Origin of the sequence: Variovorax sp. J2L1-78 (assembly GCF_030317205.1) — a bacterium.
In the GTDB taxonomy this organism is placed as follows: domain Bacteria; phylum Pseudomonadota; class Gammaproteobacteria; order Burkholderiales; family Burkholderiaceae_C; genus Variovorax; species Variovorax arabinosiphilus.
In genome coordinates, this window is record NZ_JASZYB010000001.1 from 1,236,004 (window position 1) to 1,249,019 (window position 13,016).

Annotated in this window: 11 protein-coding genes; 8 read left to right on the forward strand and 3 right to left on the reverse strand. The window is 67.8% G+C overall.

Translation table 11 applies throughout. The features are described 5' to 3' along the window. The first annotated feature begins 16 nt into the window (after positions 1-16). Together QTH86_RS05965 and QTH86_RS05970 are read left to right on the forward strand one after the other, a co-directional pair. Positions 17-1,024 carry a Bug family tripartite tricarboxylate transporter substrate binding protein gene (locus QTH86_RS05965; protein ID WP_286645587.1) on the forward strand — a complete coding sequence of 336 codons (1,008 nt, stop codon included), beginning with the start codon at positions 17-19 and terminating at the stop codon, positions 1,022-1,024. 17 nt (positions 1,025-1,041) lie between these two features. Beyond that, on the forward strand, positions 1,042-2,382 hold the full coding sequence (locus QTH86_RS05970; protein WP_286645586.1) for a sulfatase family protein: 1,341 nt from the start codon (positions 1,042-1,044) through the stop codon (positions 2,380-2,382). 61 nt (positions 2,383-2,443) lie between these two features. Here QTH86_RS05970 and QTH86_RS05975 read toward each other — a convergent pair whose 3' ends face one another. After that, positions 2,444-3,505 (reverse strand): AraC family transcriptional regulator, encoded by a 1,062-nt coding sequence (locus tag QTH86_RS05975; protein ID WP_286645585.1) that lies wholly within the window; start codon positions 3,503-3,505, stop codon positions 2,444-2,446. Positions 3,506-3,701: 196 nt separating this feature from the next. Between QTH86_RS05975 and QTH86_RS05980 the strand changes: the two genes are divergently transcribed. Genes QTH86_RS05980 through QTH86_RS05990 form a run of 3 tightly spaced genes read left to right on the forward strand, consistent with a single transcriptional unit; the run spans position 3,702 to position 5,160 of the window. After that, a complete protein-coding gene (locus QTH86_RS05980) occupies positions 3,702-4,508 on the forward strand; it encodes an SDR family oxidoreductase (RefSeq protein WP_286645584.1) in 807 nt (268 codons plus the stop codon). Positions 4,509-4,525: 17 nt separating this feature from the next. Beyond that, a complete protein-coding gene (locus QTH86_RS05985) occupies positions 4,526-4,822 on the forward strand; it encodes a YciI family protein (protein ID WP_286645583.1) in 297 nt (98 codons plus the stop codon). Positions 4,823-4,863: 41 nt separating this feature from the next. Continuing rightward, positions 4,864-5,160 (forward strand): putative quinol monooxygenase, encoded by a 297-nt coding sequence (locus QTH86_RS05990; RefSeq protein WP_286645582.1) that lies wholly within the window; start codon positions 4,864-4,866, stop codon positions 5,158-5,160. 33 nt (positions 5,161-5,193) lie between these two features. Here the strand turns inward: QTH86_RS05990 and QTH86_RS05995 are convergent, their stop codons facing one another. Next, on the reverse strand, positions 5,194-6,147 hold the full coding sequence (locus tag QTH86_RS05995) for a GlxA family transcriptional regulator (protein ID WP_286645581.1): 954 nt from the start codon (positions 6,145-6,147) through the stop codon (positions 5,194-5,196). Between the two features lie 123 nt (positions 6,148-6,270). Between QTH86_RS05995 and QTH86_RS06000 the strand changes: the two genes are divergently transcribed. Then, positions 6,271-7,263: an SLAC1 anion channel family protein gene (locus tag QTH86_RS06000; protein ID WP_444813791.1), complete on the forward strand. Its 993-nt coding sequence runs from the start codon at positions 6,271-6,273 to the stop codon at positions 7,261-7,263. A 17-nt stretch (positions 7,264-7,280) separates the two neighbouring features. Here QTH86_RS06000 and QTH86_RS06005 read toward each other — a convergent pair whose 3' ends face one another. After that, positions 7,281-9,173 (reverse strand): alkaline phosphatase D family protein, encoded by a 1,893-nt coding sequence (locus tag QTH86_RS06005; protein WP_286645579.1) that lies wholly within the window; start codon positions 9,171-9,173, stop codon positions 7,281-7,283. A 129-nt stretch (positions 9,174-9,302) separates the two neighbouring features. On the opposite strand from QTH86_RS06005, the gene QTH86_RS06010 reads away from it, so the two are divergent. Both QTH86_RS06010 and QTH86_RS06015 read left to right on the forward strand, forming a co-directional pair. Further along, positions 9,303-11,099, forward strand: coding sequence for a bifunctional metallophosphatase/5'-nucleotidase (locus QTH86_RS06010; RefSeq protein WP_286646754.1), 1,797 nt, complete (start codon positions 9,303-9,305; stop codon positions 11,097-11,099). 122 nt (positions 11,100-11,221) lie between these two features. Beyond that, positions 11,222-12,991: an EAL domain-containing protein gene (locus QTH86_RS06015; RefSeq protein ID WP_286645578.1), complete on the forward strand. Its 1,770-nt coding sequence runs from the start codon at positions 11,222-11,224 to the stop codon at positions 12,989-12,991. Positions 12,992-13,016 lie beyond the last annotated feature (25 nt).

Here is a 13,016-nt window from a genome sequence, read left to right on the forward strand (position 1 = left end):
CACCCCTGGAGACCCCATGACGCCCTTCCCTTCACAACCGTGCCGGCCGCTCACCCGCCGCATCGCCACCCTCGCCGCGGTGGCCGGTGTCCTCGCCGCCGCCCTGCCGGGCGCGCACGCACAGGCCCAGCCGCAGCTCGACAGCCCGCTGCGCATCGTGGTCGGCTACGCACCCGGCGGCGCCACCGACCGGGTCGCGCGCATCGTGGGCGACAAGCTCGCCACGCGCCTAGGCGTGCCGGTGGTGGTCGACAACAAGCCCGGTGCCGGTGGCCGGCTCGCGGCCCAGCAGGTCAAGGCCACGCCCGCCAACCAGAACGTGCTGATGCTGGCCAACCCGGCGGTGATGGTCGTCGCGCCGCTGGTCTTCAAGGACAACAACTACGACCCCGAGCGCGACTTCGTGCCGGTGTCGCACGTCAACGACTACGACTTCGCGCTGGCCGTGTCGCCCACGCTGCCGGTGCGCGAGCTGAGCCACCTGCTGGCCTGGATGCGCGCCAACCCGACGCAGGCCAACGTCGGCGTGCCGGCCACCGGCAGCCTGCCGCACTTCTTCGCGCTGATGGTCGGCGAGAAGGCGAAGGTGCCGACGCAGGTGGTGGGCTACCGCGGCTCGGCGCCGCTGCTGAACGACCTGCTCGGCGGGCAGGTGCCGGTGGCGGTCGACACGGCCGACGTGGTGCTGCCGCAGCACGATGCCGGCAAGCTGCGCATCCTCGCGCTGTCGGGCGCGCAGCGCTCGGCCTTCGCGCCGAAGATCCCGACCTTCAAGGAAGCCGGCCTCGACCTGTCGGCCACCGGCTGGAACACCTTCTTCGCGCCGGCCAGCATGCCCAAGGACAAGGTCGAGCGGCTGGCCAGCGCGATCCACGCGGTGATGCAGGACCCGGACACGACGCGCCGCTTCAAGGATTCGCTCATGACGCCGGTGGTCAGCACACAGGCGCAGACCGTGGCGATGCTGAAGGCCTACCGCGCGCAGTGGGCGCCGGTGGTGCAGAAGTCCGGCTACCAGCCTTGATCGAGGACGGACACCGAATGACAACGCCATCGAAACGCCCCAACATCGTCTTCATCGTCGCCGACGACCTCGGCTTTGCCGACCTCGGCTGCTACGGCGGGCGTGACGCGGTCTTCGGGCCGGTCTCGCCGGTGCTCGACGGTCTGGCCGCCAAGGGGCTAAAGCTGACGCAGGGCTATGCGAACTCGCCCGTGTGCTCGCCGACGCGCTTCGCGATGATCACCGGCCGCTACCAGTACCGGCTGCGTGGCGCCGCCGAGGAACCCATCCGCAGCGACAGCCGCGGCAGCACCGCGCTGGGCCTGCCGCCGGCGCACCCCACGCTGCCTTCGCTGCTGCGCGACAGCGGCTACCGCACGGCGCTGATCGGCAAGTGGCACCTGGGCTACCCGCCGCACTTCGGGCCGCTGCGTTCGGGCTACGAAGAGTTCTTCGGGCCGCTGTCGGGCGGCGTCGACTACTTCACCCATTGCGATTCGCGCGGCACGCACGACCTGTGGCTCGGCGACGAGGAAACGCAGGCCGAGGGCTACCTCACCGACCTGCTCTCGCAGCGCGCCGTCGACTACGTCGACCGCATGGCGCAGCAGCCGGCCGACGATGCGAAGCCTTTCTTCCTGAGCCTGCACTACACCGCGCCGCACTGGCCGTGGGAGACGCGCGACGATGCGGCCAAGGCGCCGGCCGTGAAGGACAACCTGTTCGACCTGGCCGGCGGCAACATCCATGTGTACCGCCGCATGATCCATCACATGGACGAAGGCATCGGGCGCCTGATGGCGGCGCTCGAGGCGCATGGATTGGCCGACAACACGCTGGTCGTCTTCACCAGCGACAACGGCGGCGAACGCTTCTCCGACAACTGGCCGCTGGTGGGCGGCAAGATGGACCTGACCGAAGGCGGCATCCGCGTGCCGTGGATCGCGCACTGGCCCGCCGTGATCGCGCCCGGCGGCGAGAGCCCGCAGCTGTGCATGACGATGGACTGGTCGGCCACGATGCTCGACGCGGCGGGCGTGTCGGCCGATGCGGCCTACCCGCTCGACGGTGTGTCGCTGATGCCGGTGCTGCGCGATGCCGGCCACCGCTTCGACCGGCCGCTGCACTGGCGCATGAACCACCGCGGCCAGCAGGCGATGCGCGACGGCGACTGGAAGTACCTGCGCGTGGACGGCAACGACTACCTCTTCGACCTCTCCGCCGACGAGCGCGAGCGCGCCAACCTCGGCAAGAAAGAGCCCGAACGCCTGGCCCGCATGCGCGCCGACTGGGAGGCGTGGAACGCCACGATGCCGCCGATCCCGGCCGACGCGACGATCAGCCTGGGCTATTCGGTGAAGGACATGCCGCAGCGCTGAAGGCCGGCTGAGCCTGCCTGGGCTCAGTCGATCACCGGCATCGCCTTGGCGCCGACCGACCTCACACCGGTGCTGTGTCGGTACGCACCGCCTGTGGCGTCCTGCCGGTCCACGCATGAAAGGCCCGGGCAAAGGAATTCGCGTCTTCGAATCCCAGAAGAAACGATATTTCGGCGCTGGACATTTCAGTGTGGCGCAGGTAGTGGTGTGCCAGCGAACTGCGCAGCGTGTCCAGCGTCTGCTGGAACGATGTCCCCTCCTCTTGCAGCCGACGCTGCAGCGTGCGGGTGCTGATCGCCAACTTTCGGCTGATCTCCCGCATGGAGACTTCGCCGGCCGGAAGCGCCTCCATAAGCGTGCTCCGAACGCGGTCGACCATGTGAGCGCTGCGATCGAGGTCGGCCAGGCGCTGACGCAACGAGGGCTCGAAAAACGACCACATCCTGTGGTTCTCGGTCAGGAACGGGCGTTCGATGTCTGCCGACGTAAACACCACACACGCCACGGGCGCGTCGGTCACTGGAACGCCGAAAAAGGCCTGGTAGTTCGAGGCCTCCCGGCCCGAACTGGGCGGCGATGGCCAACTCACGCGCAAGGGCTGAATCGCGCTGCGTGTTGCCAATCGGGCCAGCTGGACGAAGAACACCAGCTTGAACGCCAGGAAGACGGTCGGCGGCGGTTCGGTGCGATCGACGAAGTCCATGGAAACGGTGGTCTCGTCTGCAGCGCCCGTCATGCGGATGACCATGGGCGCGATCAACCTCACATAGGTGGAGATTCGATCCACAGCGCCGCGCATGTTTGCGCTGCAAAGCGCAGCGAACAACTCCGGGTCGAACCAATCGGACGACATCACCCGCGCGATCTGCAGAGGCGCCGGCAGCGTCGGATCGACAGCGGCCGCCTCGGCGTCGATGGCGCGCCAGAGCCGGAAAAAGGCCGCTGTGTCCAGACGAACGCTTTGGCGCGTGAACAGGTCGCCCGGCAACTGCGCCCGGCGCAAGACGGGTGAAGTCGCGAGCCCGGCATCCTGCATCAACACCCGCCATCCGGGCCAGACCGCGTACTCCGATGCGCCACGCCGGCGTGCCGGCTGGTACGCGCTGTTTTTTTTTAATTCCATGCCCTCAGTCTAGGGAGCCGATCACGCCACATCAATCGCAAATGCCGCCACACCGCCATCTCGGAAATGGCGCGTTCTGCCATTGAATTGGCGCGGTTGGCTGATGTGGCGAGCGCTCAATCCGGGCAAAGTTGCCATTGTTCAAACAAAGGGCGCCTGGTTTCGACCAACCCCTGCCATCAACGAGCAAAGACCCATGAAAAAGACAGTTCTGATCACCGGCGCATCGTCGGGCTTCGGCCTGCTGCTGGCCAGCCATCTGCACCACCAAGGCTTCCATGTCATCGGCACCAGCCGTGAGCCGGAAAAACACGCGAGCAAAGTCCCCTTCACATTGCTTCAGCTCGACATTGATGACGACAGCTCCGTCAAGTCATTCGCCGATGCGCTGACCCGGCATGCGCCCCAGCTGGACGTGCTGGTCAACAACGCAGGCTACATGGTGACAGGACTTGCGGAAGAAACGCCCCTGGACCTGGGGCGCCAGCAATTCGAAACCAACTTCTGGGGCACGGTAAAGGTCACGAACGCCATGCTGCCCATCTTCAGGAAGCAAAAGAAAGGGAAGATCATCACGGTCAGTTCGATCGTCGGTTTGATCGGCCCGCCCAATCTGTCGTATTACACCGCCTCGAAGCACGCGGTCCAGGGCTACTTCAAATCCTTGCGGTTCGAACTGGAGCCGTTCAACATCGACGTCAGCATGGTCGAGCCGGTCTGGTTCAAGACCAATCTCGGAAACCACGCGGTTGCCTCCAAGATTAGCCGTATCGCCGATTACGACACCTACCGCAGGCAAGCCGATGCGGTGACGCAAAAAGGGCTGGACGAGGCGCAGTCGCCCGAGACTGTCGTCAAGACGATCACCAGGTTGATCGAAGACCCGGCACCACGGTTCAGCAATCCGGTGGGAAAGTTGACCGGTGTGATCCTCTTCCTGCAGAGCTACATGCCGAAGATGTTTGAAAAATCCATCATGAAAAGCGTCAGATCAGCCGCCTGAACCCATCGAGGATCGAGATGAAATACTACCTCTGCAAATTCATTCCGCCGCGCGCAGATTTTCTGGCGACCCTGTCGGCCGACGAGCAATCATGGATGAAGCAGCACGGCCACTACTTGAACGAACTCCTCGGGCAGGGTCTGGTCGTCGCCCACGGGCCGGTGATGGACCCGGCCGGCAGCTATGGCGTGTCGCTGTTTCAGCTCGCTGACGACCAGGACATCCATGCCCTCACGTCGGCGGACCCCATCGTCCAGAACGGCATCGGCCACTACGAGCACCATCCGATGCTGCACCTGACGACGCGTCTTTAACCTCCATTCGACATGTCCCAGAGCCGCTGCACGCACACACCATGAAAACCATTGCCGTTGCTGCGACCATTCAAGTCCTCGAGGGCGACCGCGGCGACTATCTGCAGGCACTTCAAGCCCATGCGCTGCGTTGCAAGGTGACCGAACCTGGAACACTGGAATTCCGGATTCTGGTTCCCAAGGACGACTTGAAAACCGTGATGCTCTACGAGGTATATGCGAGCGACGAGGCGTTTCAGGCGCATCTGCAGGGAGCTTCGATGACCCAGATGAAGCGTGACGCCCAGGGATTCAAAACGGCCCTGACCGGCGTCGTGTGCGAGCCGCTTGAGATTTGATGGGGCACCGACGCAGCTTCGATCGAGGCGGGCTCAGCCCGCGAAACGCTTTCGGTACTGCGTCAGGCTCACGCCCAGGCGCCGGCCGAAGGCGCGACGAAAGGCATCGACGTTCGCATAGCCCACCGCGTCGGCCAGGCGCTTCGCGGGCAGGTCGGACTCCTCGGCCATGCGGCGCGCGGCATCGATGCGCGCCTTCTCGACGAACTCCGCCGGCGTGGTGCCGGCTTCGCTGCGGAAGATGCGCGCGAAGCTGCGTTCGCTCATGCCGGCGCGTGCCGCCAGCGCGGGCACCGACAGGTCGTCCCTGAGGTGCGCCAGCACGTAGTCCTGCACGTCGCGCACGCCGGAGCGTTCCGAGGTCTGTGCGGCCAGGTGGGCACTGAACTGGCTCTGTCCGCCGGGCCGCTTGAGGAACATCACCAGCTCGCGCGCCACGCGCAGCGCGAGGTCGCGGCCATGGTCGGCTTCGACCATCGCGAGCGCCAGGTCCATGCCGGCCGTCACGCCGGCGGAGGTGAAGAGCTTGCCGTCCTGCACATAGATCGCGTCCGCTTCCACGCAGGTGCCCGGGTAAGCGGCCGCGAGCCGTGCCGCGGAATTCCAGTGGGTCGCGACGCGCTTGCCTTCCAGCAGCCCGGTGGCCGCCAGCACGAAGGCGCCGGTGCAGACCGAGCCGTAGCGCCGCACGCTGCGCGCCTGGCGGCGCAGCCAGTCCTGCAGCGGCGCATCGCTCGCCATGTCGTCGAGCTTCGGGCTGCCCGCGACCAGCAAGGTGTCGATGCGCCCGCGGTGCGTGGCCACGGTGGCGTCGGCCGCCAGCCGCAACCCGCTGCTGCTCTGGAGCAAGCCCGGCCGGGTGCCGATCAGCTGCACCTGGTAGGCCGAGGGCCGGCCGAGCTGGCGCGATGCCTCGACGAAGACATCCGCCGGCCCGGCAACGTCGAGCAGCTGGAAACGGGGAAACGCGAGGATGGCGACGCGCATGGCGGAGAAGGCCCGGTGATTGGCAGCAAATGCCGCCGTATGCCCAAGACGGTCTCGCGAGCTTGGCAGAAACTAGCCGCTTCTGCAAATCCAGCCAAAGGCACCGCTGTGCAAACCCGGACCCTGCCCTCGTCGTCTTCCGCCTCCCCCTCGGCCGTGCCGCCGCGCGGCGAGGCGTCCCTGCGCCACCTGCCCGTCAACCTGTTTGCGTCGGTCATGGGCCTGTCGGGGCTCACGCTCGCCTGGCGCGTTGCGCACACGAGCCTGGGCCTGCCCGCGGTCGTCGGCGAGGCCGTCGGCGCGCTCGCACTGGGCGTTTTCCTGCTGCTCGCCGCGGCGTACCTGACGAAGCTGGTGCGGCACCCCGAGGTCGTGCATGCCGAGTTCCATCACCCGGTGGCCGGCAGCTTCTTCGGCACCATCGTGATCGCGGTCCTGCTGCTGTCGTCGGTCGTCGCGCCGTACAGCGAAGCCGCTGCGCGCATCCTCTGGACCGTGGGCGCGGCGGCCACCGTCATCCTCAGCTTCATCGTCGTCTCGCGCCTGCTCAAGGGCGAGGTCGATGCGTCGCATGCGGTGCCGGCCTGGCTCATTCCCGGTGTGGCGACGCTCGACATCGCCGTGACCGGCGGGCACATGCCGATGGCCTGGGCAGCTGAAATGAACCTGCTGGCCAGCGCCGTCGGCGCGATGCTGGCGCTCGTGCTGTTCGCGATGATCGTCAGCCGGCTGGTGCATCGCGACCGCCTGCCGGCCGCCATGACGCCCTCGCTGATGATCCTGGTGGCGCCCTTCGCCGTGGGCTTCCTCGCCTACACCAACGTGGTCGGCGGCATCGACCGCTTCGCGGCCCTGCTGTTCTATTTCGCGCTCTTCATGTTCGCCGTGGTGGCCCCGAAGGTGTTCCGGCGCGGCATCGCGTTTTCACCGGCGTGGTGGGCGATCGGCTTCCCGATCGCCGCACTGGCCAACGCCGCGCTGCGGTACGCGGAGCTGCGTGGCAGCCTGCCGCTGTGGGTGATCGCCATCGCGCTGCTGGGCCTGTTGAGCCTGGCCATGGCGGTCCTCACCGTGCGGACGCTGCGCATCGCTTTCAACGGCAAGCTGCTGGCCTGAAGCCGCAGCGTGCCGGCTCAGGCAATCACCGGCACCGCCGTGCCGCCGGCAGTGGCCGCGACGGTGATGGTGCGCCCCACCGTCACGGTGTACGTCGTCTCCTTCACGCTGCTCACGTACACGTACTCGCCCTTCACCTGCGCCGCCGTGACGGTCATCACCAGGTAGCCGCGGCGCGTGGTGTCGCAGTAGCTCACGTCGTCGATCAGACCAAGCCCGGCGCCGATGGCCGCATTGCCGAGTTGGGGCACCAGCGCGCTGCCGTCGATGGAACTGGCCAGCGTGCCGAGGCCGGCGCTCTCGAAGCCGGTCGAGGTCACCGAGGTGCCCGCGAACTCGACGCCGACCTTGTCGCCGGCCAGCGTGGTGAGCTGGGTGAACCACGCGTTGTGCGAGTCGCCCGAGAGCGTCACCAGGCGCTTGCCCTGCGTCTTGACGGTCTGCAGGATCGCTTCGCGCTGGGCCGGGTAGCCATCCCACGAATCGAGGTTGTAGGGCAGGCGCGGGTTGGTCGCGGGGTCGAGCAGCGCGGTCTGCGTGGGCGTGAGCGCACCCGGTCCGGCGGCCGCGCGGGTGGCCTTGGCAGTCAGGAAAGCGCTGATGGCCGCGGGCGCGGTGGCGGGGCTGGCCAGCACGGTCGACAGCACCGAGCCCGGTAGCCACATGCGGGCCATGATGGTCTGATTGCCCAGCAGTTGCCAGGTCGCGCTCGACGCCTGCATGCCGGCGGTGAGCCAGTTCTGCTGCTCGGCGCTCATCATCTGGCGCGAGGCGTCGGGGCGGATGCCGCTGGCGTTGGGCGTGATGCCCGCTAGGTAGCGCGCGATGCCGCCGTCGGCGTCGCCGAAGTTGTCGTACTGCCGGTCGCGGCCCTCCAGGCGGGTGTCGATCATGTGCAGCGTGAAGAGGCTGCCGAAGTCGAAGCGGCGGTAGATCTTCAGCAGGTTGGCCGGGTCGGGCGTGCGGATCGGCATCCATTCGTGATAGACCTTGGCCGCGATGTTCTTGCGTGTGACCCAGTCGCCCTGCGTCGCCGGGTCGTGGTTCTCGGCGCCGTTGACGTAGCCGTTGTTGGCGGTCTCGTGGTCGTCCCACACGGTGATCCACGGCATGCGGGCATGCGCGGCCTGCAGCTTCAGGTCCGACTTGTACAGCGCATGGCGCGTGCGGTAGTCGTTCATCGTCACGATGTCGTTGGCAGGGCTCGCGACGCGGTTGCCCGGGATGCTGCTGTTGCCGTACTTCTTGGGGTCGGAGCCGTACTCGTAGATGTAGTCGCCCAGGTGCAGCGCGTACTGCGCGTCGGACTGGGCGGCCGCGTCGTAGGCGTGGAAGTAGCCTTCCGAGTACAGCGTGCACGAGAAGACGGCGAACTTGACCGATGCGACATCGGCCGCCGGCAGCGTGCGCGTGGTGCCGACGGTCGAGGTGGCGCCGGTCGCATCGCGGAAGCGGTAGAAGTAGCTGGCGCCGGCCGTGAGCCCGGTGACGTCGACCTTCGCCGTGAAAGACGCGTCGGCCGTCGCGGTGACGGTGCCGCTGCGCACGATCGACTTGAAGGCCGCATCGTTCGCCACGTCCCAGGTCAGTGCGACATCGGCCGTGCTGTCGGGCACCTTGGCATGCGCCCAGAGGATCACCCGGTCGGTCAGCGGGTCGCCGCTGGCCACACCGAAGGCGAAGGCCGCGGGCGTGGCAGCCGGCGGGGCCGGTGCAGGTGCCGGGGCGGGCGTGGAGTCGCTCCCGCCACCGCCGCAGGCCGCGAGCGAGCCGACCGCCGCGAGCGCGACCGCGCTGGACGAGGACTTGACCAGGAAGTCGAGGAAGTCGCGCCGGCGGCGGTTGGCGACCTCGCGCGGATCGGTGGCGGTATCGGGCTGCGGTGCGGGCGGGATGTAGCGTGTTGTCATTCAGAGGCTCCGGTGGGGAACGACGATTGAAGCCAGCGCGCATGACGCGGCCGTGAAATCCGTCACGGTTGCGTCATGCCCCCTGCCTAGCATCCGCCCCATCCAACACCCGAGGAGGCTGCGATGGACATGCACCGAAATCGACTGCTGCTGGCCAGCATCCTTTTGACCCTGTCGGTGGCCGCCTGCGGCGGGGGCGACGACGACGTGGCCACGGCACCGCCGCCCACCACGCCGGCACCCACGGTGCCGGCCACGATAGCCATCAAGCTCATCGCCTTCAACGACCTGCACGGCAACCTCGAGCCGCCGAAGACCTCGATCACCGCGCCCTCTTCCGCCGGCGGCACGGTGGCGGTGCCGGCCGGCGGCGCGGCCTACCTGGCGTCGGCCATCGCGTCGTTGCGGGCGAAGAACCCGAACCACGCGGTGGTGTCGGCGGGCGACATGATCGGCGCGTCGCCGCTGGTGTCGGCCCTCTTCCTCGACGAGCCGACCATCGAGGCGGTCAACCTGATGAAGATCGACTTCAACGCCGTCGGCAACCACGAGTTCGACAAGGGCCAGACCGAGCTGCTGCGCATGAAGAACGGCGGCTGCGCCAAGAACACGGCGCTGGAGCCGTGCCAGGTCAACAAGGCCTTCCCCGGCGCCAACTTCGGCTTCCTCGCGGCGAACACGGTGAAGGCCGACGGCGCCACGCTGTTCCCGGCCACGGGCATGAAGACCTTCACGCAGGGCGGCGCGACGGTGAAGGTCGGCTTCATCGGCATGACGCTCAAGGGCACGCCGAGCATCGTCACGCCGTCGGGCGTGGCGGGCCTGACGTTCAAGGACGAGGCCGACACGGCCAACGCGCTGATCCCCGGCCTGCGCGCGCAGGGCGCCGACGTGATCGTGGTGGTGGTGCACGAAGGCGCCACCACGACCGTGGGCTACAACGACAAGAGCTGCACCGGGCTGAGCGGCGACCTGCTGCCCATCCTGAACCGGCTGGACGCCAGCGTCGACGTGGTCGTCTCGGGCCACACGCACCGCGCCTACGTCTGCGACTACGCCAAGACCAACGCCGCCAAGCCCTTCCTGCTGACGAGCGCCGGCCAGTACGGCACGCTGGTGACGGACATCGACCTGACCGTCGACACCGCCACGCGCAAGGTCACGGCCAAGACGGCCGACAACGTGATCGTGCAGGGCGAGGCGTACACCAGCGGCGCGACCACGGTGGCGCTGACCGACCAGTACCCGAAATTCGACAAGAACACCGAGATCGCCGCGCTCGTCACCCAATACCAGGCGGTCGCCGCACCGCTGGTGCAGCGCGTGGTGGGCAAGCTGACCGGCCCCGCCACGCGCACCAACGCACCCTCGCGCGAGAACGTGATGGGCAACCTGATCGCCGATGCGCAACTGGCCGCCACCGCGCCCGCCGGCAAGGGCGGCGCGCAGATCGCCTTCATGAACCCGGGCGGCGTGCGTGCCGACCTGGTGCCCGCGGCCGACGGCAGCGTGACCTACGGCCAGCTCTTCAGCGTGCAGCCCTTCGGCAACAGCCTGGTGGTGAAGACGATGACCGGCGCGCAGATTCGCGCGCTGCTGGAGCAGCAGTTCAACAGCGGCAGCAACACCGTCGCCGCGCCGCGGGTGCTGCTGCCCTCGGCCGGCTTCACGTACACGTACAACCTGGCGGCGGCCGCCGGCTCCCGGATCACGGCGATGGCACTGGGCGGCGTGCCAATGGCCGACGCCACCGCCTACCGCGTGACGATGAACAGCTTCCTGGCAACCGGCGGCGACAACTTCACCGTGTTCAATCAGGGCACGAACACGCTGGGCGGCGACCAGGACATCGACGCGCTGGAGGCCTACATCAAGGCCAACGACCCGCTGGTGCCACCGGCCACGAACCGCATCACGGCGCTGTAGCCGGGCCTGACGGCCCTACTTACCGCCCTGCTGTGGCAGCGGGCCTGTGCGCGCAGGCATGCAGTCCGCTGTCACACACATCGTTCAAGCTGCGTCGATCAGCACGCTCGCCGCAACGATGAATGAATAACTCCCAAAGCGCCCCCGTGCACGAGGCGGGCGTCCCGGCGCTCCATGCCGTGTTCCAGCCCATCGTGCATCTGCGCGAAGGCACGGTCCTCGGCCATGAAGCGTTGATACGCGGCCCCGCCGACACGCCGCTGCACGAACCGCTCGCGCTCCTGGCGTGGGCGTCGGCCGCGTCGTTCCTGACCGGGTTCGAGATGCACTGCGTGCAGACGATCCTGGCGCAGTGGCAGCGCATCGCGTCGCCGGGACAGCTCTTCATCAACATGAGCGCCGACGCGCTGGTCGAAGCGATGGCCGCCGACGAGGCGGGTCGCTCCTGGTTCGACGACGCGATGGCGCACCACGCCCTCGACGCCCGGTCGATCATCGTGGAACTCACCGAGAGCCCGGCGCATGCCCCCGCCGAGGGGGTGCGGCAGGCCGTCAACAGGCTGCGCGCGGCGGGTGCGCGCGTCGCGCTGGACGACTTCGGCGAGGGGCATTCGAACCTGCGTCGATGGACCGACCTGCAGCCGGAATTCGTGAAGATCGACAAGTTCTTCGTGCAAGGGATCGCCAGCCAGCCGCAACGCGTCGACCTGGTGCGCACCTTCGCGCGTCTTGCCCAGACCTTCGGCACGATGCTGGTGGCTGAAGGTGTGGAGGACGCCCGCGACATGGGCATCCTGCGCGAACTCGGCGTGGAGCTCGGCCAGGGCTACCTCTTCGGCCGCCCGCAGCGGGCGTTGCGGCAGGCGATTCCGGCGGTGGTCGGCACGGCGATCCGCGACCCGCGGATCGCCGTGGTGCCGCATGCCGGGCGCCAGGCGCAACCCGACGTGCTGCGCGGCCTCGCCGTCATCGACGCACCGGCGCTCGGGCCGCGAACGCCGATCGACGAGGTCTCCGTGATCTTTCAAGCCCGCCCCGACCTGCATGCGCTCGCGGTCGTCGACGACGGGCGGCCGGTCGCGTTGATCAATCGGCAGTCGTTCATGAACGACTATGCCCGCCTCTACTTTCGCGAGGTGCATGGGCGGCGGCCCTGCCTGTCGTACGGCAACTCGAAGCCGCGCATCGTCGAGCTCGACGACAGCGTCGAGCGTCTCGTCGGCATCCTGACGTCGGACGACCAGGCCTACCTTCGCGAAGGCTTCATCGTCACGGAGAGAACCCGGTACGTCGGGCTCGGCACCGGCGACCAGCTGGTGCGCGCCGTGACGGAAGCACGCGTGGAAGCCGCGCGGCATGCGAATCCGCTGACCTTTCTGCCGGGCAACATTCCCATCAGCCTCCACATCGAGCGGCTGCTGGAGGGCGGCGTCGGCTTCGTGGCCTGCTACGCCGATCTCAACAACTTCAAGGTCTTCAACGACCGCTTCGGCTACTGGCGCGGCGACGAGATGATCCGTCTGCTCGCCCGGCTGGCCGTCTCGCACGCCGATCCGCATGTGGATTTCGTCGGGCACATCGGGGGCGACGATTTTCTGATCCTCTTTCAGAGTTCGGACTGGCAGGCGCGTTGCGAACGGCTGATCGAAGCCTTCAACCTCGGCGCGCGTGCCCTCTACGACGATTCGGCGCAACAGGCCGGCGGCATCGAGGCGGAGGATCGCTACGGGGTGCTGCGTTTCACGCCGCTCACCTCGCTGTCCATCGGTGCCGTGTGCGTGGTGCACGGCACCGCCCAGGACGCCGAAGGCATCGCCAGCGAAGCGGCGCAGGCCAAGCATGCCGCCAAGCAGGCGCCGAACGGCCTGTGGGTACGGCGTGTCGCCGATTGAGGGGCACCAGGCCCCTCGCCAAACC

Excerpts from the sequence above, each read along its gene's own strand:
- QTH86_RS05965 (WP_286645587.1), top strand. The coding sequence starts at position 17 with ATGACGCCCTTCCCTTCACAACCGTGCCGGCCGCTCACCCGCCGCATC.
- QTH86_RS05970 (WP_286645586.1), top strand. The coding sequence starts at position 1,042 with ATGACAACGCCATCGAAACGCCCCAACATCGTCTTCATCGTCGCCGAC.
- QTH86_RS05975 (WP_286645585.1), bottom strand. The coding sequence starts at position 3,505 with ATGGAATTAAAAAAAAACAGCGCGTACCAGCCGGCACGCCGGCGTGGC.
- QTH86_RS05980 (WP_286645584.1), top strand. The coding sequence starts at position 3,702 with ATGAAAAAGACAGTTCTGATCACCGGCGCATCGTCGGGCTTCGGCCTG.
- QTH86_RS05985 (WP_286645583.1), top strand. The coding sequence starts at position 4,526 with ATGAAATACTACCTCTGCAAATTCATTCCGCCGCGCGCAGATTTTCTG.
- QTH86_RS05990 (WP_286645582.1), top strand. The coding sequence starts at position 4,864 with ATGAAAACCATTGCCGTTGCTGCGACCATTCAAGTCCTCGAGGGCGAC.
- QTH86_RS05995 (WP_286645581.1), bottom strand. The coding sequence starts at position 6,147 with ATGCGCGTCGCCATCCTCGCGTTTCCCCGTTTCCAGCTGCTCGACGTT.
- QTH86_RS06005 (WP_286645579.1), bottom strand. The coding sequence starts at position 9,173 with ATGACAACACGCTACATCCCGCCCGCACCGCAGCCCGATACCGCCACC.
- QTH86_RS06010 (WP_286646754.1), top strand. The coding sequence starts at position 9,303 with ATGCACCGAAATCGACTGCTGCTGGCCAGCATCCTTTTGACCCTGTCG.
- QTH86_RS06015 (WP_286645578.1), top strand. The coding sequence starts at position 11,222 with ATGAATAACTCCCAAAGCGCCCCCGTGCACGAGGCGGGCGTCCCGGCG.